This is a genomic window from Quisquiliibacterium transsilvanicum (assembly GCF_014202215.1).
In the GTDB taxonomy this organism is placed as follows: domain Bacteria; phylum Pseudomonadota; class Gammaproteobacteria; order Burkholderiales; family Burkholderiaceae_E; genus Quisquiliibacterium; species Quisquiliibacterium transsilvanicum.
In genome coordinates, this window is the sequence record NZ_JACHGB010000009.1 from 1 (window position 1) to 18,332 (window position 18,332).

The following is an 18,332-nucleotide window of genomic DNA, read 5'->3' on the forward strand; positions in this document are numbered from 1 at the left end:
CTGAGGCAAACTATTACCGGAAAATCACCCGTCAGATCACCGAGGTGGTGGCCTGACTTAACCCAAAGAGCCTCCGCGAAAGCCGGGGCGGTTCAACCAGCTGCCGACGCACGAGCTGCGCTGGCGTTCGCGCCTCGGCAGAGGCTCGCGCTTCACGCTGATGCTGCCCGGGGCGTATCTCAGCGATCCCGGGGTCGTGGTGCGTCACGCGGCGCCGGTCGGGGCGGACGCGTTGAGTCAGCTGCGGGGGGCGTACGTGCTTCTCCTGGAGGATGATCGGGAAGCGCGCCGGGCCATCGAGGATCTGCTGGACGACTGGGGAGTGATCCATGCCGGCGGCGCCACTCTCGAAGAGCTGGCTCCGGAAGTCGAGGCTGCCGGGCGGATTCCCGATGCGCTGATCACCGACTTCCGGCTCCCTGGGCAGCTCTCCGGGGCGGCTTGCGTTCAGGAACTCCGCCGCCTAATCGGGGCGACGGTGCCTGCGATCATCGTCACCGGGGAGTCGGATCTCGCCTCGGTGCGTGCGGTGATGCCGCCGGATACCGCGCTGCTGCAGAAGCCGTTCGACGAGGCGGCCTTTGTCCTGCCGCTGCTCGAGGCGGTCGTGCGGGCGCGTCGTGCCGAAAGCCTGCATATCGACCTGTGACCGCCCGCGCATCGGCGTCGCCAGCCGCTATAGTTTAGGGTTTCGCACCTCCCTTCCTGAGCGACCTCCTGGAGAAGACTCGATGATCGAACGCACAATCTTTACCGAGGATCACAACCTGTTTCGTGATTCTTTCCGGAAGTTTCTCGAGAACGAGGTTGTCCCGTTCCACGACCAGTGGGAAGACCAGGGCTATGTGGATCGCGAGGTCTGGCTGAAGGCGGGCGCCAACGGCTTCCTCTGCACCTCGATGCCCGAGGAGTACGGCGGTTCGGGGGCCGACAAGCTCTACTCCATGATCATGATGGAGGAGTGCGGCCGGGTGAACGCGACGGGTCTGGGCTTCGGTCTGCACTCGGAGATCATTGCGCCGTACATTCTTCGCTACGGGTCCGCGGAACAGAAAAGCCGCTACCTGCCCAAGATGGCCTCCGGCGAGATGATCGGCGCCATCGCGATGACCGAGCCGGGCGCCGGTTCGGACCTGCAGGGCGTGAAGACCACCGCGCTGCGCGATGGTGACCACTACGTCATCAACGGTTCCAAGACCTTCATCACCAACGGCTTCCACGCCGACGTGGTGATCACGGTGGCCAAGACCAACCCTTCGGCGGGGGCCAAGGGCACCAGCCTGCTCATGGTCGAGCGCGGCATGCCGGGCTTCGAGAAGGGCAAGCGGCTCAAGAAGGTTGGCCTCAAGGCGCAGGACACGTCGGAGCTCTTCTTCGACAACGTCCGGGTTCCGGCTTCGCACCTGCTTGGCGAGGAGAACCAGGGCTTCATCTACCTGATGCAGGAGCTGCCCTGGGAGCGCATGCAGATCGCGATCAGCGGCGTGGCCAATGCGCAGGCGGCGATCAACTGGACGCTCGACTACGTGCGCGAGCGCAAGGTGTTCGGCACCACCGTCTCCGCCTACCAGAACACGCGCTTCAAGCTCGCCGAGATGCAGACCGAGGTGCAGATCGCCCAAGTCTTCGTCGACAAGTGCATGGAGCTGCTGCTGGTCGGCAAGCTGGACACCGCGACTGCCTCGATGGCCAAGTACTGGGTCAGCGACCTGCAGTGCAAGGTGATCGACGAGTGCGTGCAGCTGCATGGCGGCTACGGCTACATGTGGGAGTACCCGATTGCACGTGCCTACTGCGACGCGCGCGTCCAGCGCATCTACGGCGGCACCAACGAGATCATGAAGGAAGTGATCACCCGTTCGATGGGCCTGGCCGTGCCGAAATGAGTCTGGTGATCCGGCTCGCCGCGGCGCGTGCGCCGGGGCGATGATCGCTCCAAGGGACGCTGCGGCGTCCCTTCGTTTTTTCGGATCAGGGATAACCCGAGAAACGCATCTGCAGCGTCGGGGTGCGCAGTTTTTTCAGCGGCCCTCTATGTAGACTCCGCCCCGGTCCAACCTTTACGAGAGCGAACCGGAGACATGGAGATCCTGCAGCTGACGATTGCCGGCGTAGCGATCGGGTGCATCTACGCGCTCATCGCCCTGGGCTTCGTCCTGATCTACAAGGCCACCGAGGTCGTCAACTTCGCCCAGGGCGACGTGATGATGCTGGGTGGGTTCGTCGCGCTCACCTTTGCGGTGATATGGGGGTTTCCCTTCTGGCTCGCGGTGATCTTCGCCGTCCTGGTGCTTGCGCTGGTGGGTGCGGTATTCAACCGCGTCCTGCTGGTGCCGATCATCGGGCAGCCCACTTTCGCTGCGGTGATGATCACGCTGGCGGCGGGCTACGTGATGCGCGGCGTGGCGTCGATGGTTCCCGGCTGGGGCACCGATACCTACGCGCTGAAGGCGCCGTACTCGGACGGCACGCTGAGGCTTGGCGACCTGGTGGTCTCTACGGACCACATCGCCATCATCGTGCTCACAGCGCTGCTGTGCGCCGGGCTGTTCCTGTTCTTCAAGTTCACCCGGGTCGGAATCGCGATGCAGGCGTCGTCGCAGAACCAGCTGGCGGCGAACTACATGGGCATCCCCGTGCGCCGCATCAACACGCTGATCTGGGGCATCTCGGCCGGCGTGGCGGCGTTCACCGCGATCCTGCTGGCGCCGATCACCTTCGTTCACACGAACATGGGCTTCATCGGCCTGAAGGCATTCCCGGCGGCGGTGGTCGGCGGGTTCGGCAGCATTCCCGGCGCCATCGTCGGGGGGCTGATCATCGGCCTGGTGGAGTCCTACGCAGGCTTCTATCTTCCCGAGGGGTTCAAGGACGTGGCGGCTTACGTGGTCGTGCTCCTGGTCCTGATGATTCGGCCGTCCGGCATTTTCGCCGAGATGCGTCGCAAGAAAGTCTGACAGGACCCGCACCATGCGTTTCATCTTCAAGACCCATTACGAGCAGGATCTCCGGCTCTTCAAGCATGGCCTGTCAGCTGCCTGGTACATGGCGCTGCTGGCCTTCCTGCTGATCGCGCCCTGGGTGCTGCCCGACTATTACCGCACGCAGCTGGTGTTCATCTACATCTACAGCATCGTCGGCTTCGGCCTCATGCTGCTGTCCGGTTTCACCGGACAGATCTCGATGGGACACGCGGCCTTCCTGGCCATCGGCGCCTACACCGAGGCCATCCTCCAGGCCAAGGGCTTCCCGTTCGTCGTCTCGGCGCCGATCGCGGTGCTGCTCGCCGCGGCGGCGGGCGTGATCATCGGCCTGCCTGCGCTGAGGCTCTCCGGCATCTACCTGGCGATCGCCACGCTCGCGTTCGGCTTCATCGTCGAGGAGATCCTCGCGCGGTGGGAATCGGTGACGCACGGCAACTCGGGCCTGCTGGTGTCGCAGCCCAAGCTGCTGTTCGGCAAGATCGAGACGGACTGGGGCTTCTATTACCTGTGCATGGTTTGCGCGGTGATTGCAGGCTTCGCAGTGTTCAACCTGCTGCGCTCGCACACCGGGCGGGCCTTCATCGCGATCCGTGACTCGGAAGTGTCGGCGCAGAGCATGGGCGTGAACCTCTCGCGCTACAAGACGCTGAGCTTCGCCCTCTCCGCGGCGATCACTGGCCTGGCCGGTGCGCTCTACGCTCACCAGATCCGCTTCCTGAGCCCGGAGCAGTTCACCATCGCGATGTCGATCGAGTTCCTGATGATGATCGTCATCGGCGGAATGGGCTCGCTGCACGGCGCGGTGTTCGGCGCGATCTTCGTGATCGGCCTGCCGGAGCTGATCTCGGTGTTGAAGGACTACCTGCCGCAGGCGGTATCCGAGCAGACGGGCCTGAAAGGCACGCTGTTCGGCGTGATCATGATCGTCATCGTGCTGTTCGAGCCCCAGGGCATCTACGGGCGCTGGATCAAGATTCGAACGTACTTCTCGCTCTTCCCGCTCTACAAGCGCGGCATGTTCATGCGGCAGAAGTCGTATCAGAAATCCGAACGGGTGCACTAGGGCCATGACGTTCTTCAAGGTTGAAAACCTCACCAAGCGCTTCGGCGGCCTGACCGCCGTCGACGACGTGAGCTTCGAAGTCAACAAGGGCGAGGTCTACACGATCATCGGACCCAACGGCGCCGGCAAGACCACGATCTTCAACATGATCAGCCTGATCTACGCGCCCACTTCGGGCCGGGTGGTCTTCGAGGATCGCGATCTCACCGGGGTGCCTCCAGACAAGGTCGTGAGCTACGGCATCGGGCGGACCTTCCAGAACATCGAGCTGTTCGAGCACGCCACGGTTCTGCAGAACCTGCTGATCGGCTGCCATGCGCATGCGAAAGGCAGCTTCCTGTCGGAGCTGCTGTTCCTGCCGTCGGTGAAGCGGCGCGAGCTGGAACACCGCGAGCGGGTCGAGAAGGTCATCGATTTCCTCGACCTGCAGTCGGTCCGCGAGAGCATGGTGTCGGGGCTGCCCTACGGAATTCGCAAGGTCGTCGAGCTGGCGCGCGCGCTGTGCACCGAGCCCAAGATGCTGCTGCTCGACGAGCCCTCGTCGGGCCTGAACGTCGAGGAGACCTCCGACATGGCGTTCTGGATCAAGGACATCAAGAACGATCTGGGCATCACGGTGCTGATGGTCGAGCACGACATGAGCCTGGTGTCGCGGGTGTCGGACCGCGTGCTGGCCGTGAACTACGGCCGCAAGCTCGCCGAAGGCACGCCTGCCGAAGTGCAGTCGAACCGCGACGTCATCGCGGCATATCTGGGGGAATGATGAGCAACGACGTCATTCTTCGCCTGGCGAACATCGAGTCGAGCTACGGTCCGGTGCAGGCGATCCGGGGCGTCAGCCTCGAGGTGCGCAAGGGCGCCATCGTCACCGTGCTCGGCGCCAACGGCGCGGGCAAGACCACGATCCTCAAGACGATTTCCGGGATCATCGATCCGCAGAAGGGTACCGTCTGGTTCGACGGCGAGGAGATCCAGCGGAAGAACGCGGACTGGATCGTGCGCAGGGGCATCAGCCACGTCCCCGAGGGGCGCGAGGTGTTCCCGCTGCTGACCGTGCGCGAGAACCTGCTGATGGGGGCGTACACGCGCAAGGACCGGGACGGCGTTGCGCCGGACATCGAGCGCATGTTCGTCTACTTTCCGATCCTGCGCGAGCGCCAGCACCAGGAGGCCGGACAGCTGTCGGGCGGCCAGCAGCAGATGCTGGCGATCGCGCGTGCGCTGATGTCGCGCCCGAAGCTGCTGCTGCTCGACGAGCCGAGCCTCGGCCTGTCGCCGAAGCTGGTCAAGGAGATCTTCGAGATCATCAAGCGCGTCAACCAGGAGGAGGGCACCACGATGCTCCTGGTCGAGCAGAACGCCAACATCGCGCTGTCCACCGCCGACTACGGCTACGTGCTGGAGGTCGGGCGGGTGGTGATGCAGGACACGCGCGAGCGGCTGCTCGAGAAGGAGGACATCAAGGAGTTCTATCTCGGCATGTCCGCGGACAACGTGCGCGGCGAGAAGCGCTGGAAGAAGAAGAAGCAGTGGCGCTGAGCGGCAAGGGGAATGCGATGGAGATGGCATTGAAGACAGGAACGGATTCGGGCGGGGCTGCGCGCAACGCGAAGTTGTCCGGGCCCGCACCCGCGATGCGCCAGACGGATCTGCCGGGAGAGACCGTTGCGCAGAAATTCTGGAACGCCGTGCAGCAGCGCGGCCCGAAGGTGGCGCTGCGGCAGAAGGAACTCGGCATCTGGAAAGAGGTCCGCTGGGACGAGTTCGGCGCGCACGTGCGCGCGATCGCGATGGGCCTCGCGGCGCAGGGCTTCCAGCCGGGCGACACCGCGTCGATCCTTGCCAACACCCGGCGCGAGTGGTCCTACGCCGACTACGGGATCCTCTGCGCAGGCGGCGTGTCCTCGGGCATCTATCCGACCGACGCTGCCGAGCAAGTCGAATATCTGACCGGGGACTCCAGCTCCAGTCTCATCTTCGTCGAGGACGAGGAGCAGTTGGACAAGGTGCTGGAGGTCCGGGACCGGCTGCCCAGGCTGAAGAAGATCGTCGTCTTCGACATGGAAGGCCTGCAGCACTTCCAGGATCCGCAGGTGATGTCGCTGGCGGCGCTCGAGGCGGCCGGCGCGGAGTACGACCGCGCCCACCCGGGCGAGTTCGACAAGCGCTTGCAGAGCCGCAAGGCGGACGACCTGGCGATCCTGGTCTACACCTCGGGCACCACGGGCAAGCCCAAGGGCGCGATGGTCTCGAACGCGAACCTGCTGTGGGTGATGGAACACTTTCCCACCGAGATCGAGCAGACCGCCGACGACGACAAGATGGGCTTCCTGCCGCTGTGTCACATCGCCGAGCGGATGTTCGGGCAGTTCCTGTCGCTGGAGACCGGGGCGCGCCTGAACTACGTCGAGAACCCGGAGACGGTGGCCGAGAACGTCCGCGAGATCTCTCCTTCGGTGATGATGGCGGTGCCGCGCATCTGGGAAAAGTTCTACTCGGCGATCATGATCCGGATGAAGGAGGCCACGCCCTTCGAGCGCTGGGCCTACGCGAAGGCCCTGGGTGTCGGCTACAAGGTCGCCGAACTGCGCTTCGCGGGCAAGCCGGTTTCCGGCGGGCTGGCTCTGGCCAACCGCCTGGGCCGCTTCTTCGTGCTGAACAACGTGCGCCGCTCGATCGGCATGCACAACGTCCGCTTCGCAGTGACCGGCGCGGCGCCGATCTCGCCCGAGCTCATCAAGTGGTACTACGCGCTGGGCGTCGAGATGTACGAGGTCTGGGGCATGACCGAGACTACTGGCGGCGGCACCGCGAACCGTCCCGGCGCGTTCAAGCTCGGTTCGATCGGTCGGCCCACTGAGATCAACGAGATGAAGCTCTCCAACGAGGGCGAGATCCTGGTGCGGGGCCGCAACGTCATCATGGGCTACCTGAACCAGCCCGAGAAGACGCGCGAGACGATCGACGAGGACGGCTGGCTGCACACCGGCGACGTCGGGGTGATCGACGACGAAGGCTTCTTCCGGATCACCGACCGGATGAAGGACATCATCATCACGGCGGGCGGCAAGAACGTCACGCCCTCGGAGATCGAGAACGAGCTGAAATTCTCGCCCTACATCACCGACGCAGTGGTGGTGGGCGACAAGCGGCCGTATCTGACCTGCCTGATCATGATCGATCACGAGAACGTCGAGAACTACGCGCAGGAGCGCAGCGTGCCGTTCTCGGACTTTGCCAGCCTGTGCCGCACCCAGGAGGTGCAGGCGCTCATCCAGTCGGAAATCGACCGGGTGAACGGCAAGTTCGCGCGGGTGGAGCAGATCAAGAAGTTCCGCCTGATCGAACACAAGCTCACGGCGGAAGACGAAGAGCTCACGCCGACCATGAAGCTCAAGCGCAAGCTGGTCAACGAAAAATACATGGGACTCATCGACTCGATGTACGCATCGGGCGAATGAGATCCGCAGCCTCCCTCTCCATCGATAGAAGCAGGAGCATCAGCAAGTCATGACTCAACGCAGGGAATTCCTCGCTGCCGCAGCAGCGGGTTCGGCCGTGTTCGCTCTCCCGGGTCTGGCCGGCGCCACGCAGGGCGTGAGCAAGGACCAGATCGTGATCGGTTCGCTGCTCGATCTTTCGGGCCCGGCAGTCACGCTGGGCAAGGGCATCCAGAACGGCATGATCCTGCGCGCCGAGCAGGTCAACGCCGCCGGCGGCATCCATGGCCGCAAGCTCAAGATCGCCATCGAGGACTCGGGCTACGACCCCAAGAAGGCCGTTCTGGGCGCGCAGAAGCTGCTGTCGCAGGACAAGATCTTCGCGATGATCGGCTCGATCGGCACCCCGGTGTCGCTGCCGACCATCCCGCTGTGCATCGAGCGCAACGTGCCGCACCTGTTCCCGGTGACCGCGCACAAGGGCAACTACGAGCCCTTCCACAAGCTCAAGTTCGCTTCTTTCGTGCCCTACCAGTACGCGGTGGAGCTTGGCCTGAAGGAGCTGCTGCGCGTCAACGGATACAAGCGGGTCGCGATCCTGCACCAGGACGACGAGTTCGGCCTGGAGATCCTGCGCGGCGCCGAGAAGGCGCTGGGCGAGAACAAGATGGCGCTGGTCGAGAAGACCACCTACAAGCGCGGCGCCACCGAGTTCGGCTCGCAGATGCAGAAGCTGCGCGCGGCCAACCCCGACCTGATCGTGCTGGGCACCATCGTGCGCGAGACGATCGGTGCGATGGCCACGGGTCGGCAGCTCGGCATCACCGCCGACTTCTTCGGCAGCTCGGCCGCCTACATGCCGGCGGTGGCGAAGGCGGGCGGCAAGGCGGTCGAGGGGCTCTACGCGACCAGCGAGACGCCCACCCCTTACCGCGACAACCCGCAGAACTCGAAGCTGCTGAATGACTGGATGGACCAGTACCAGGCGCGCTTCAAGGAAGAGGCCGATCTCTGGGCAGTGTCGGGCTGGCACATGGTCGACATGTTCGTGAACGCCGCACAGAAGGCCGGTCCGGGCCTGAGTTCCGAGAGCTTCGTGAAGACGCTCGAGGCGCTGACCTATCCGCGCACCTTCCTAGGCACGCCGGAGTACGGCTGGACGCCTACCACCCGCCAGGGCAACATGCAGACGCGCCTGCAGCAGATCCGTAACGGCCGCTGGGTGACCGTGTCGGACTTCCTGAAGGCCTGACCGCTGCCAGCCTGCCTTCGGGCGAGCTCGTAACAGGAGGCGCCTTCGGGCGGCCTCGGGAATGAAAGCGCCTTCGGGCGGGCTCGCGAAAAGAGGCGCCATCGGCGCCTCTTTCCCGTTGTGCGCCCGGCCGGAACGCACACAGGCGGGTGCAGGCCCCGCCTTCGATCCCCGGGGAATCAGCGGCCCTTGAACTGCGCGGGCCGCTTCTCGCGGAAAGCCGCGACGCCTTCGGCGAAGTCTTCGGTGCGGCCGGCCTCGGTCTGCAGCAGCGCCTCGAGCTCGAGCTGGTCGGCAAGGCTGTTGGCATGCGTGGCGTTGAGCGTCTGCTTGATCATGGCGTAGGCGCGGGTCGGCATCGTCGACAGCTTGCCGGCCATCTTGCCGGCCTCGGCCATCAGCTGGTCGTCGGCGAAAACCTTCCAGACGATGCCGAGACGCTGCGCCTCGTCCGCGGGAATCTGGTCGGCGAGGATGGCCAGTGCGCGGGCCCGCATGTCGCCCACCAGGCGCGGCAGGAACCAGGTTGCGCCGGCGTCAGGGATCAGGCCGATGCGCGAGAAGGCCTGCAGGAAGCTGGCCGACTGGCCGGCCAGGATGATGTCGCAGGCCATGACCAGGCTCATGCCGGCGCCGGCGGCTACGCCGTTGACGGCAGCCACGATGGGCTTGGGCATTTCCCGCATCATCGTGATGACCGGGTGGTAGAGGGTGCGCAGCGTGGTGCCCGAGTCCATGCGCTGGCCGCCGCCGCCGCCGAGGTCTGCGCCGGAAGCGAAGCCGCGGCCGGCACCGGTGAGCACGATTGCGCGGACGTTGGCGTCGTCGCGCGCGCGCTCGAAGCACTGGCGCAGCTCGAGCATCAGGTCGCGGTTCAGCGCGTTGAGCACCGTCGGGCGGTTCAGGGTGATCGTGGCGACCGAGCCTTCGGTCGTGTACAGCACGTTGGGTTCGCTCATGGGGCCTCGGGTGTCGGGATGTGGTTGCGTGAACCCGGCGGCGCCGGGCTCGGGAAGCGGGGGGATTGTAAGACGGGGCTTGCGCCCGGCGCAGGCCGGGCGGTCCGGGAATCGGGGTGTGTCAGCCCCGGGGAACCAGGCCCATGCCCTTGGCGATGATGCCCATCATGACTTCATCGGCGCCGCCGCCGATCGAGCCGAGACGGGTGTCGCGCCAGAAGCGGTTGACGCGGGTCTCCTCGACGTAGCCCATGCCGCCCCAGAACTGCACGCACCAGTCGGCCACCTCGCGCGCCACTCGCGCGCCCTTGAGCTTGACCATCGAGGCCAGCTGGGTCACGTCGTTGCCTTCGATGTAGAGCGAGACCGCCTTGTGGAAGAGCGCGCCCACGGCCTCGACCTCGGTCTGCAGCTCTGCGAGCTTGTAGTAGATGTACTGGTTGTGCAGCAGCGGCTTGCCGAACGCCTGGCGCTCGCGCAGGTAGTCGATGGTCTCCTGGATGATCATCGACGACTTGGTCCAGCCGGCGCCGGCGTACAGGCGCTCCTCCTGGAACTGCTGCATCTGGTAGATGAAGCCCATGCCCTCGTCGCCGACGCGGTAGCGCTGCGGCACGCGGACGTTGTCGAAGTAGAGCTGCGCGGTGTCCGACGCGTTCATGCCCACCTTCTTCAGCTTCTTGGCGACCGACACGCCCTTGGCCTTCATCGGCACGACGATCAGCGACTTGTTCTTGTGACCGCCGCCCTCCGAGGTGTTGGCCAGCAGGCAGATCCAGTCGGCCTGGGTGCCGTTGGTGGTCCACATCTTGCCGCCGTCGATGACGTAGTCGCCGCCGTCCTTGCGCGCGGTGGTCTTGATCGAGGCGACGTCCGAGCCGGCGCCCACTTCGGAGACGCCGAGGCAGGCGACGTACTCGCCGGAGATCGCGGGCTCCAGGAACTCCTTGCGAAGCTCGTCGGAGCCGTGCTTGGCCAGCGCGGGCGTGGCCATGTCGGTCTGCACGCCGATGGCCATCGGGATGCCGCCGCAGCTGATGTGGCTGAGTGCCTCGTTCATCGCCGCGGCATACGAATAGTCGAGGCCCAGGCCGCCGAACTCCACTGGCTTGTTCACGCCCAGGAAGCCGAGCTTGCCCATCTTCCCGAAGACCTCATGAGCGGGGAAGATCTCGGCCTTCTCCCATTCGTCGACGAAGGGGTTGATCTCGGTTTCGATGAATTTCTTGAGTGCGTCCTGCATCTGGACGTGCTGCTCGGTGTAGAGCGAGGGCATGCGTGACTCCGGAAACGAGGGGATGGAGGAGACTGTGTCGATATTGAATCGCGTTCATTAAAGTGCTCTAATGGGACGGTTTCGTCAAGATGCGGCGCAGCAGATTCACCTCCTCCGGAACGCTTCCGGAGAGCAGCTTGATCTGCTTGAACCGGATTCATTATTCCCAGGATGACAGCTCCAGCTTTCCTGCCGCGACGGCGCAAGTCGGCCAGGCGCGCCGAGATCCTCGCAGCGGCGCGCGAGGTGTTTTCGGTCAAGCCCTTCGAGGCGGCCTCGGTCAGGGAGATCGCGCGGAGCGCGGGCTGCGTCGAGGGCACCATCTACACCTACTTCCGCAACAAGCGGGACCTGTTCGACACGGTGCTGGCCGAGTTCTACGACCGCCTGATCGCGGACATCGAGCCGCGTTTCGACGCGATCAACGGAACCCGCGAACGGCTTGGCTATCTGGTGGCCCGACATCTGCAGATCGCGCTCGACGATCCGGGGGTGGGCCGGATCATCGCGCGCGAGGCGCGCGGCCAGGCCGCGTACTTCGGCTCGACGCTCCATGCGCTGAACCGCCGCTACAGCAGGTTCCTGCTGAAGACGCTGTCCGACGGCATCGAGCGTGGCGAGCTCAGGGCGGATCTTGACCCGGTGCTGGCGCGCGACATGCTGTTCGGCGGGCTGGAGCACATCGTCTGGAACCAGGTCGACCGGCAGCGCGACTTCGATCCCGGCCAGACGGCGCAGGCGATCGTGAGGATGCTGCTCGAGGGCTGGCAGATTCCTGGAGCGCAGGCCTCGGTCGACTCGCTGCGGCAGCGGCTCGATCGCCTGGAGGCCCGCATCGATGGGGGCGGGCGGCGCAGATAGGCGGCGCGGGCTCGCTGCGCGGGCTCCCTATAATCGGCGCATGACCCATGTCCAAGAGGTTGGCGCTGGCGCCGACCAGCCGCCGATCTACGTCGATCTCGACGGCACGCTCATCCATTCGGACCTGCTCTGGGAGAGCCTGCTGTCCGGCCTGCGTCTGCGCCCGTTCGCCGCGCTGCGCGGCCTGGGCGCGCTGGCCGCCGGCCGGGCGGCGATGAAGCGTGCGCTTGCCGGTGTCGGCAACGTGGACGTGGCGGCCTTGCCCTACAACCGGCCCCTGCTCGAATGGCTCGAGGCGCAGGTGCGGTCGGGCCGGCGGGTCTGGATGGCCACCGCTGCCGAGCGAAGCCTCGCCGAGCAGGTGGCGGCCCACCTGGGGCTCTTCTCGGGTGTGCTGGCCAGCGACGGGCATCACAACCTGAAGGGCGCAAACAAGCTCGCGGCGATCCGCGAGCATGCGGGGCTTGGCGGCTTCGTCTACTGCGGCAACGGGCCGGAGGACGTGCGCATCTTCGCGGCCGCCAGCCAGGCCGTGGTGGTTGCTGCGTCGCCGTCGGTGGAAGCTGCCGCCAGGGCGCAGGCGGAGGTGGCCGAGGTGTTCCCCGGCGCGGGCGGGGGCGGCGCGCGCGCCTGGCTGAGGGCGCTGCGCCCGCATCAGTGGCTGAAGAACCTGCTGGTATTCGTGCCGCTGCTGACCGCCTTCCTGGTGACCGAGCCGGCCGCCGTGCTCGCGGCGTTGCTGGCCTTCGTCGCCTTCGGTTGCGTTGCTTCCGGCGGCTACCTGGTCAACGACCTGCTCGACCTGTCGGCGGACCGCCGGCACCCCACCAAGCATCGGCGTCCCTTTGCCAGCGGCGAACTGAAGGCCTCGTCCGGGGTGGCCGCCGCCGTGGCGCTGTTCGCGGCTGGGTTGGGCATCGCCGCGCTCGTCGCCTCCGCGCTGGCGGCCTGGCTCGCCGCCTACGGGCTGCTGACGCTCGCCTACTCGCTCTTCATCAAGCGCCAGGCGGTGTTCGACCTGATCGCGCTGGCCGCGCTCTACACCATTCGCATCCTGGCAGGCGGCGCCGCGGTCGGCGTCGAGGTGTCGTTCTGGCTGCTCGCCTTCTCGGTCTTCCTCTTCTTCAGCCTTGCCACCGTCAAGCGATGCGCGGAACTGGTGTCGATGCGCGCGCGTGAGGTGGACCGTGCGCGCGGCCGGGGCTATGAAGCGGGTGACTACGAGGTTCTGAAGTCGCTCGGCACCGCCACCTCGGTGGCCGCGGTGCTGGTGCTCGCGCTGTACGTCGAATCGGCGGAGATCGCCCATCGCTATGCGGCGCCCCGGCTGCTGTGGCTGATGCTGGTGGGCTTGCTGGCCTGGCTGTCACACTTGTGGCTGATGACCGCGCGCGGCGCCATGGACGACGACCCGCTGGTCTTCGCCCTGCGCGATCCGGTGAGCCGCTGGCTGGTGGCGGCGATCGGGCTGGCATTCGCCTGCGCAGCGCTGCTGCACCTGGAGTGAGGCGGCGATGGCGCGCGGGCCGCTGCTGATCGTCTGGTGGTCGATGACCGGGGGCACCGAGCAGCTCGCTGGCGCGGCGCGGGACGCCGCCGCGCGCGCCGCTGCCGAAGCTGGCGCCGACGGCGAGGCGCTCGAGGTCCTGCTGCTGCGCGCCGACCGGGCGCGGCCTGAGCAGGTGCTCGAGGCATCCGGCTACCTGTTCTGCACACCCGAGAACCTCGGTTCGATGTCGGGAATGCTCAAGGATTTCTTCGACCGCAGCTATTACGCCGCGCTCGACCGGATCAACGGCCGCCCGTATGCGAGCATCGTCTGCGCGGGCTCGGACGGCCAGGGCGCAGCGCGCCAGATCGACCGCATCGCCACAGGGTGGCGGCTGCGGCGGGTGTCCGAGCCGCTGATCGTCTGCACCCACGCGCAGACGCCCGAGGCGATCCTCGCGCCCAAGCGGATCCCGCCGGAAGATCTCGAGCGTGCTGGGCAGGTCGGGGGCGGCCTCGCTGCGGGTCTTTCGATGGGGCTCTGGTAGAGCGCCGCGCGCGGCACGGGCCATGCGCGCTCCCGTCCGTCGGGCGCCGCCCGCCGATTCTCCACGCGCGCTGCCCTTGCGGCTCGGCCTGTCGTCGAATCCGGGTTGGCATGAAGAATGCACACACGTCGAACACTGTTGCGCCGATGCGGCCGGCCAGTCCGGCAGCGGAGCCATTGTTCCGCAACGGGGGCTGCCGATGACGAAGCCGCTGCATGCCGCGCTCCTCGCGCAACTGGAGCGGCTGTCGCTTGGCGCCGGCGCCGTGCCGGACGAAGCGGGCTGGACCGGTCTGCTCAATCTCATCAGCCGCTCCTATCAGGAGGCCGAGGACGACCGCCGGGTGAGCGAGCGCTCCCAGGAGATGGTCTCGCGCGAGATGGAGTCGCTCTACGTCGATCTCGCTCGCGAGCGCGACCTGCTCGAATCGCGGGTGGCCGAGCGCACCCGCGCGCTCGCCGCGAGCGAGGCGCGCTTTCGCGCGCTGACGCGGCTGGGCTCCGACTGGTTCTGGGAGCAGGACGCCGAGTTCAGGTTCGTGTCGGTGATTTCCCATCGAGGCGAGTTCGCAATGGGGAAGGCCGAGCTTGCGGGAGTGCGGCGCTGGGAGATCGAGGGCATCGAGCCGGTCGGCTACGACTGGAGCGCGCACCGCGAGATGCTGGAGCGGCACGAGACCTTCAGCAACGTCGTCTACCGCCGGCCGCTGGCCACCGGCGAGGACCAGTACGTATCGATCAGCGGCGAGCCGGTCTACGACGCGTCCGGCCGCTTCGCCGGCTACCGCGGCGTGGCGCGCGACGTCACCACCGAGAAGCGTGCCGAGGAGCGGGTGTTCCACCTCGCCCACTACGATCCGCTGACCGGGCTGCTGAACCGCACCATGCTCGCCCGGCAGATGCAGGACATGCTGGCGCGGGCGCGCAGGCAGCACCGGCCAGTGTCGGTGATGTTCATCGACCTCGACGGCTTCAAGCAGGTCAACGACACGCTCGGCCATGCGGTTGGCGACAGTGTTCTGGTCGAGATCGCGCAGCGGCTGCTCGCGGCGGTGCGCAGCGAGGATGCGCTCGCGCGGCTGGGCGGCGACGAGTTCCTGGTGCTGGTCGAGGGCTGCGACGACGGCGGCGCCGAGGCCGTCGCGCAGCGGCTGCTCGAGGCCCTGTCGCGGCCAATCCCCGTCGAGGGCCGGGAGTTCGAACTGTCGGCGAGCATCGGCATCAGCGTGTTTCCAGACGACAGCGCCGACGCCGATACCCTGCTGCAGCAGGCCGACCTGGCGATGTACCGGGTCAAGCGTGCCGGCGGACGCGCCATCGGCTACTTCTCGCCGGAGCTGCATCGCAGCGCGTTCGATCGGATGCAGCTGGCCACCAGCCTGCGCCGCGCGCTGGAGGCCGGCCAGTTCGGGGTCTACTGGCAGCCGAAGGTGGATGCGCGCAGCGGCAGGATCACCGGGGCCGAGGCGCTGCTGCGCTGGCACCATCCGGAGCGCGGGCTGGTTCCGCCGGATCAGTTCATTCCGGTCGCCGAGGAGACCGGCCTGATCGTGCCGATCGGGCGCTGGGCGATCGATGAGGTCTGCCGGCAGGGGCGGCGCTGGATGGATGCGGGGCGCAGCCTGCGGGTGGCGGTGAACCTGTCGCCGAGGCAGTTCCGCGACCTTGAACTGGTCTCGCACATCCGCGGGGCGCTCGAGGAGACGGGGTTCGATCCGCGCCTGCTCGAGCTGGAACTCACCGAGAGCATGGTGATGCAGGACGCGGCCGGGGTGGCCGGCCTGCTGCACGAGCTCAAGGCGCTCGGGGTACGGATCGCGCTGGACGATTTCGGCACCGGCCATTCGTCGCTGGCCTGGCTGCGCCGCTTCCCGATCGACTCGATCAAGATCGACCGCTCCTTCGTCTGCGACCTGCCGCATGACCAGGACGACATCGAGATCACCAAGTCGGTGATCGCGCTCGGGCACAGCCTGCGGCGGGTGGTGGTGGCCGAGGGCGTGGAAACCGAAGGCCAGGCGGCGATGCTGAGGGAACTCGGCTGCGACGAGATGCAGGGCTACCTGATCCAGCGCCCGGTGCCCCTCGAGGCCTTCGAGGCCTGGATGAATGGGCGGGAACACGCTGCGGTGTCGATCGTCCCTTTCAGGCGCGGCCGCGCGACAGCCGCATCATCCAGCGGCGCAGCCTGAAGTAGCGCGCCTCGCAGTCCGGGCAGGCGTAGTACAGCGTCGTGCCGCAACGAATAGGGGCCAGCGTTTGCCGGCCCCGGATCGTTGGCGCCCCCGGCACGAATCGAACGTGCGACCCTCTCCTTAGGAGGGAGATGCTCTATCCACTGAGCTACGGAGGCGAAGCCGGAATTCTACCGGAGTCGACGTGGCGGGCAGGGGTTCAGCCGGTGTCCGCGCCTTCGGCACGGCTGCGCTCCCAGTCCTCGATCCGGTAGGCCAGGCCGCTCGCGGAGACCTCGGCGCGCGAGGCGCGCAGCGTCCAGTGCGGCGGGGCCAGGGCCGCGAAGTGGGCATCGCCCTCCGGCTCGAGCGCGATCTCGGTGACCAGCGCGCGGTCGGCGCGGGGCAGCGCCTCGCGGTACAACTGCGCGCCGCCGATCACGAACACCTCGTCGGTGGCGATTGCGGGATCGGGGCCCGGGCGGGCGGCGATCGCGATCGCCTCGTCCAGCGACGCTGCGCGTTCGCAGCCTTCATGGCGCCAGTCGGGATTGCGGGTCACCACGATGGTGCGCCGGCCGGGCAGTGCGCGGCCGATGGACTCGAAGGTCCTGCGTCCCATCAGGATGGCATGGCCGGTGGTGACCGCCTTGAAGTGCCGCAGGTCCTCCGGCAGGCGCCATGGCAGCGCGTTGCGGTGCCCGATCACGCCGTTTCGCGCGCGCGCAACGACGATGGTGACGCGCGGGCGCGGTGAGGACGCCGCCATCAGATGGCCACCGGTGCCTTGATGTGCGGATGCGCGCGGTAGTCATGCACCGCGAAATCCTCGAAGCGGTAGTCGAAGATGCTGTCCGGACGGCGCAGGATCTCGAGCCGGGGCAGCGGATGGGGCTCGCGCGCGAGCTGTTCGCGCGCCTGCTCGAGGTGGTTGGAGTACAGGTGGCAGTCGCCGCCGGTCCAGACGAAGTCGCCGGGCTCGAGGTCGCACTGCTGCGCAACCATGTGGGTCAGCAGCGCGTACGAGGCGATGTTGAAGGGCACGCCGAGGAAGATGTCGGCGCTGCGCTGGTACATCTGGCAGGACAGCCGGCCACCTGCCACGTAGAACTGAAAGAACGCATGGCAGGGCGCGAGCGCCATTTTCGGCAGGTCGGCGACGTTCCACGCGGAAACGATCAGCCGGCGCGAATCGGGGTCCTTGCGGATGCGATCGATGACGTCCGAGATCTGGTCGATTTCCCCGCCGTCGGTCGTGCGCCAGTGACGCCACTGATAGCCGTAGATCGGGCCCAGCTCGCCGTTCTCGTCGGCCCATTCGTCCCAGATGCTCACGCCGTTCTCGCGCAGCCAGCGCGTGCTGGTGTCTCCGCTGAGGAACCAGATCAGCTCGTTGATGATCGAGCGCAGGTGCAGCTTCTTGGTGGTGACCAGCGGGAAGCCCTGCGACAGGTCGAAGCGCATCTGCCATCCGAACACCGAGCGCGTGCCGGTGCCGGTGCGGTCCGCCTTGTCCGCGCCGTGCTCGAGCACATGCCGCATCAGGTCGAGGTAGGGTTTCATCGCTTGGCTCCGTCGGAGGTTGCGGCCGGGCCGGTGGCGCCGATGCCGTCGAAGCAGGCCGACACCATCTGCTCGACGATCTGTTCGTCGCTCAGGCTTCCGGTCGCCTTCAGGAAGTCCATCGTGGGGTCGCAGGAACGCGCGTAGATCGTGAACAGGACGAACTCCTCGCTCATGTCGGCGCGCAAGTGGCCATCGCGCCGGGCCTGGCGGATCATGCCGCCGACCGCCTCGGACAAGGCCATCAGCCGGTCCATGTAGGCGCGGTTCGCCAGCAGGCTGTCGCGCAGGGTGGGACTGGTCGACGGCAGGTGCGGCACGCCGCCAGCCAGACGCTCGGCGAGCGTCCAACGCAGCAGCTGCGCGAGCTTGCCGCGGGCCGACAGGTCGGCGGGCAGCGCGGCCAGCGCCTCCTGCGTGCGTTCGAGCAACTGCACCATCACCGCCGCGGCGAGCGCCTCCTTGGACTCGAAGTGCCTGTAGAGGCTGCCCTTGGCGATGCCGACTTCCGCGGCGATGTCGTCCATCGACATCAGCTCGTAGCCGCGTGACGCGAGCAGCCGGTTGGTGGCCGCGAGGATCGCTTCCTCGCGGACCTCGAACTGGGTCTCGCGAAAGGACTTCCTGGCGGGGACGGTGGCAGTGGACAAGGTGAGTTCCCCGGTTGCGACCAGCCGATCCCTCGGACTCGATGGACCAGAGGCTGACCGGTCGGTCAGGCCGGA

General features: G+C 66.8%; 17 protein-coding genes and 1 tRNA gene. 12 read left to right on the forward strand and 6 right to left on the reverse strand.

Annotated features, from left to right (window positions below):
- Nucleotides 1-160: 160 nt before the first annotated feature.
- From HNQ70_RS19060 to HNQ70_RS19095, 8 genes are all read left to right on the forward strand, one after another.
- The gene (locus tag HNQ70_RS19060) at nucleotides 161-649 is read left to right on the forward strand and encodes a response regulator (RefSeq protein ID WP_183970675.1); all 489 of its coding nucleotides are present in this window, start codon (nucleotides 161-163) and stop codon (nucleotides 647-649) included.
- A gap of 82 nt (nucleotides 650-731) precedes the next feature.
- Nucleotides 732-1,886, forward strand: a complete 1,155-nt coding sequence (locus HNQ70_RS19065; RefSeq protein WP_183970676.1) for an acyl-CoA dehydrogenase family protein — start codon at nucleotides 732-734, stop codon at nucleotides 1,884-1,886.
- A 195-nt stretch (nucleotides 1,887-2,081) separates the two neighbouring features.
- Complete coding sequence (locus tag HNQ70_RS19070; protein ID WP_183970677.1) at nucleotides 2,082-2,957, forward strand: branched-chain amino acid ABC transporter permease; 876 nt, start codon at nucleotides 2,082-2,084, stop codon at nucleotides 2,955-2,957.
- Between the two features lie 13 nt (nucleotides 2,958-2,970).
- A complete protein-coding gene (locus HNQ70_RS19075; RefSeq protein WP_183970678.1) occupies nucleotides 2,971-4,047 on the forward strand; it encodes a branched-chain amino acid ABC transporter permease in 1,077 nt (358 codons plus the stop codon).
- Nucleotides 4,048-4,051: 4 nt separating this feature from the next.
- Nucleotides 4,052-4,810, forward strand: coding sequence for an ABC transporter ATP-binding protein (locus tag HNQ70_RS19080; protein ID WP_183970679.1), 759 nt, complete (start codon nucleotides 4,052-4,054; stop codon nucleotides 4,808-4,810).
- Nucleotides 4,810-5,586 carry an ABC transporter ATP-binding protein gene (locus HNQ70_RS19085; protein WP_246435157.1) on the forward strand — a complete coding sequence of 259 codons (777 nt, stop codon included), beginning with the start codon at nucleotides 4,810-4,812 and terminating at the stop codon, nucleotides 5,584-5,586. Before HNQ70_RS19080 ends, HNQ70_RS19085 begins: the two co-directional genes overlap by 1 nt.
- A gap of 95 nt (nucleotides 5,587-5,681) precedes the next feature.
- Nucleotides 5,682-7,508, forward strand: a complete 1,827-nt coding sequence (locus HNQ70_RS19090) for an AMP-dependent synthetase/ligase (RefSeq protein WP_183970759.1) — start codon at nucleotides 5,682-5,684, stop codon at nucleotides 7,506-7,508.
- Between the two features lie 49 nt (nucleotides 7,509-7,557).
- Nucleotides 7,558-8,739 (forward strand): ABC transporter substrate-binding protein, encoded by a 1,182-nt coding sequence (locus HNQ70_RS19095; RefSeq protein WP_183970681.1) that lies wholly within the window; start codon nucleotides 7,558-7,560, stop codon nucleotides 8,737-8,739.
- A 179-nt stretch (nucleotides 8,740-8,918) separates the two neighbouring features.
- Here HNQ70_RS19095 and HNQ70_RS19100 read toward each other — a convergent pair whose 3' ends face one another.
- Nucleotides 8,919-9,698 carry an enoyl-CoA hydratase-related protein gene (locus HNQ70_RS19100; protein ID WP_183970682.1) on the reverse strand — a complete coding sequence of 260 codons (780 nt, stop codon included), beginning with the start codon at nucleotides 9,696-9,698 and terminating at the stop codon, nucleotides 8,919-8,921.
- Between the two features lie 121 nt (nucleotides 9,699-9,819).
- Nucleotides 9,820-10,974, reverse strand: coding sequence for an acyl-CoA dehydrogenase family protein (locus HNQ70_RS19105; protein WP_183970683.1), 1,155 nt, complete (start codon nucleotides 10,972-10,974; stop codon nucleotides 9,820-9,822).
- A 171-nt stretch (nucleotides 10,975-11,145) separates the two neighbouring features.
- Here HNQ70_RS19105 and HNQ70_RS19110 point away from each other — a divergent pair, with 171 nt between their 5' ends.
- From HNQ70_RS19110 to HNQ70_RS19125, 4 genes are all read left to right on the forward strand, one after another.
- Nucleotides 11,146-11,835, forward strand: a complete 690-nt coding sequence (locus tag HNQ70_RS19110) for a TetR/AcrR family transcriptional regulator (protein WP_183970684.1) — start codon at nucleotides 11,146-11,148, stop codon at nucleotides 11,833-11,835.
- A gap of 40 nt (nucleotides 11,836-11,875) precedes the next feature.
- Nucleotides 11,876-13,342 (forward strand): UbiA family prenyltransferase, encoded by a 1,467-nt coding sequence (locus tag HNQ70_RS19115; protein WP_183970685.1) that lies wholly within the window; start codon nucleotides 11,876-11,878, stop codon nucleotides 13,340-13,342.
- Between the two features lie 7 nt (nucleotides 13,343-13,349).
- Entirely contained in the window at nucleotides 13,350-13,871 is a 522-nt protein-coding gene (locus HNQ70_RS19120) for a flavodoxin family protein (RefSeq protein ID WP_183970686.1), read from the forward strand.
- A 199-nt stretch (nucleotides 13,872-14,070) separates the two neighbouring features.
- Nucleotides 14,071-16,062, forward strand: coding sequence for a putative bifunctional diguanylate cyclase/phosphodiesterase (locus HNQ70_RS19125; protein ID WP_183970687.1), 1,992 nt, complete (start codon nucleotides 14,071-14,073; stop codon nucleotides 16,060-16,062).
- An 85-nt stretch (nucleotides 16,063-16,147) separates the two neighbouring features.
- On the opposite strand, the gene HNQ70_RS19130 is transcribed toward HNQ70_RS19125, so the two are convergent.
- From HNQ70_RS19130 to HNQ70_RS19145, 4 genes are all read right to left on the reverse strand, one after another.
- Nucleotides 16,148-16,223: transfer RNA gene (locus HNQ70_RS19130), tRNA-Arg, on the reverse strand.
- A 41-nt stretch (nucleotides 16,224-16,264) separates the two neighbouring features.
- A complete protein-coding gene (locus HNQ70_RS19135; protein ID WP_183970688.1) occupies nucleotides 16,265-16,813 on the reverse strand; it encodes a dihydrofolate reductase in 549 nt (182 codons plus the stop codon).
- Entirely contained in the window at nucleotides 16,813-17,607 is a 795-nt protein-coding gene (locus tag HNQ70_RS19140) for a thymidylate synthase (RefSeq protein WP_183970689.1), read from the reverse strand. Before HNQ70_RS19140 ends, HNQ70_RS19135 begins: the two co-directional genes overlap by 1 nt.
- Nucleotides 17,604-18,257: a TetR/AcrR family transcriptional regulator gene (locus HNQ70_RS19145; protein WP_183970690.1), complete on the reverse strand. Its 654-nt coding sequence runs from the start codon at nucleotides 18,255-18,257 to the stop codon at nucleotides 17,604-17,606. Before HNQ70_RS19145 ends, HNQ70_RS19140 begins: the two co-directional genes overlap by 4 nt.
- Nucleotides 18,258-18,332: the final 75 nt, after the last annotated feature.

Coding starts and splice junctions, on each gene's coding strand:
- HNQ70_RS19110 (WP_183970684.1), top strand. CDS start 11,146: ATGACAGCTCCAGCTTTCCTGCCGCGACGGCGCAAGTCGGCCAGGCGC.
- HNQ70_RS19065 (WP_183970676.1), top strand. CDS start 732: ATGATCGAACGCACAATCTTTACCGAGGATCACAACCTGTTTCGTGAT.
- HNQ70_RS19080 (WP_183970679.1), top strand. CDS start 4,052: ATGACGTTCTTCAAGGTTGAAAACCTCACCAAGCGCTTCGGCGGCCTG.
- HNQ70_RS19105 (WP_183970683.1), bottom strand. CDS start 10,974: ATGCCCTCGCTCTACACCGAGCAGCACGTCCAGATGCAGGACGCACTC.
- HNQ70_RS19125 (WP_183970687.1), top strand. CDS start 14,071: ATGACGAAGCCGCTGCATGCCGCGCTCCTCGCGCAACTGGAGCGGCTG.
- HNQ70_RS19120 (WP_183970686.1), top strand. CDS start 13,350: ATGGCGCGCGGGCCGCTGCTGATCGTCTGGTGGTCGATGACCGGGGGC.
- HNQ70_RS19095 (WP_183970681.1), top strand. CDS start 7,558: ATGACTCAACGCAGGGAATTCCTCGCTGCCGCAGCAGCGGGTTCGGCC.
- HNQ70_RS19090 (WP_183970759.1), top strand. CDS start 5,682: ATGCGCCAGACGGATCTGCCGGGAGAGACCGTTGCGCAGAAATTCTGG.
- HNQ70_RS19060 (WP_183970675.1), top strand. CDS start 161: ATGCTGCCCGGGGCGTATCTCAGCGATCCCGGGGTCGTGGTGCGTCAC.
- HNQ70_RS19135 (WP_183970688.1), bottom strand. CDS start 16,813: ATGGCGGCGTCCTCACCGCGCCCGCGCGTCACCATCGTCGTTGCGCGC.
- HNQ70_RS19085 (WP_246435157.1), top strand. CDS start 4,810: ATGAGCAACGACGTCATTCTTCGCCTGGCGAACATCGAGTCGAGCTAC.
- HNQ70_RS19100 (WP_183970682.1), bottom strand. CDS start 9,698: ATGAGCGAACCCAACGTGCTGTACACGACCGAAGGCTCGGTCGCCACG.
- HNQ70_RS19115 (WP_183970685.1), top strand. CDS start 11,876: ATGACCCATGTCCAAGAGGTTGGCGCTGGCGCCGACCAGCCGCCGATC.
- HNQ70_RS19140 (WP_183970689.1), bottom strand. CDS start 17,607: ATGAAACCCTACCTCGACCTGATGCGGCATGTGCTCGAGCACGGCGCG.
- HNQ70_RS19075 (WP_183970678.1), top strand. CDS start 2,971: ATGCGTTTCATCTTCAAGACCCATTACGAGCAGGATCTCCGGCTCTTC.
- HNQ70_RS19070 (WP_183970677.1), top strand. CDS start 2,082: ATGGAGATCCTGCAGCTGACGATTGCCGGCGTAGCGATCGGGTGCATC.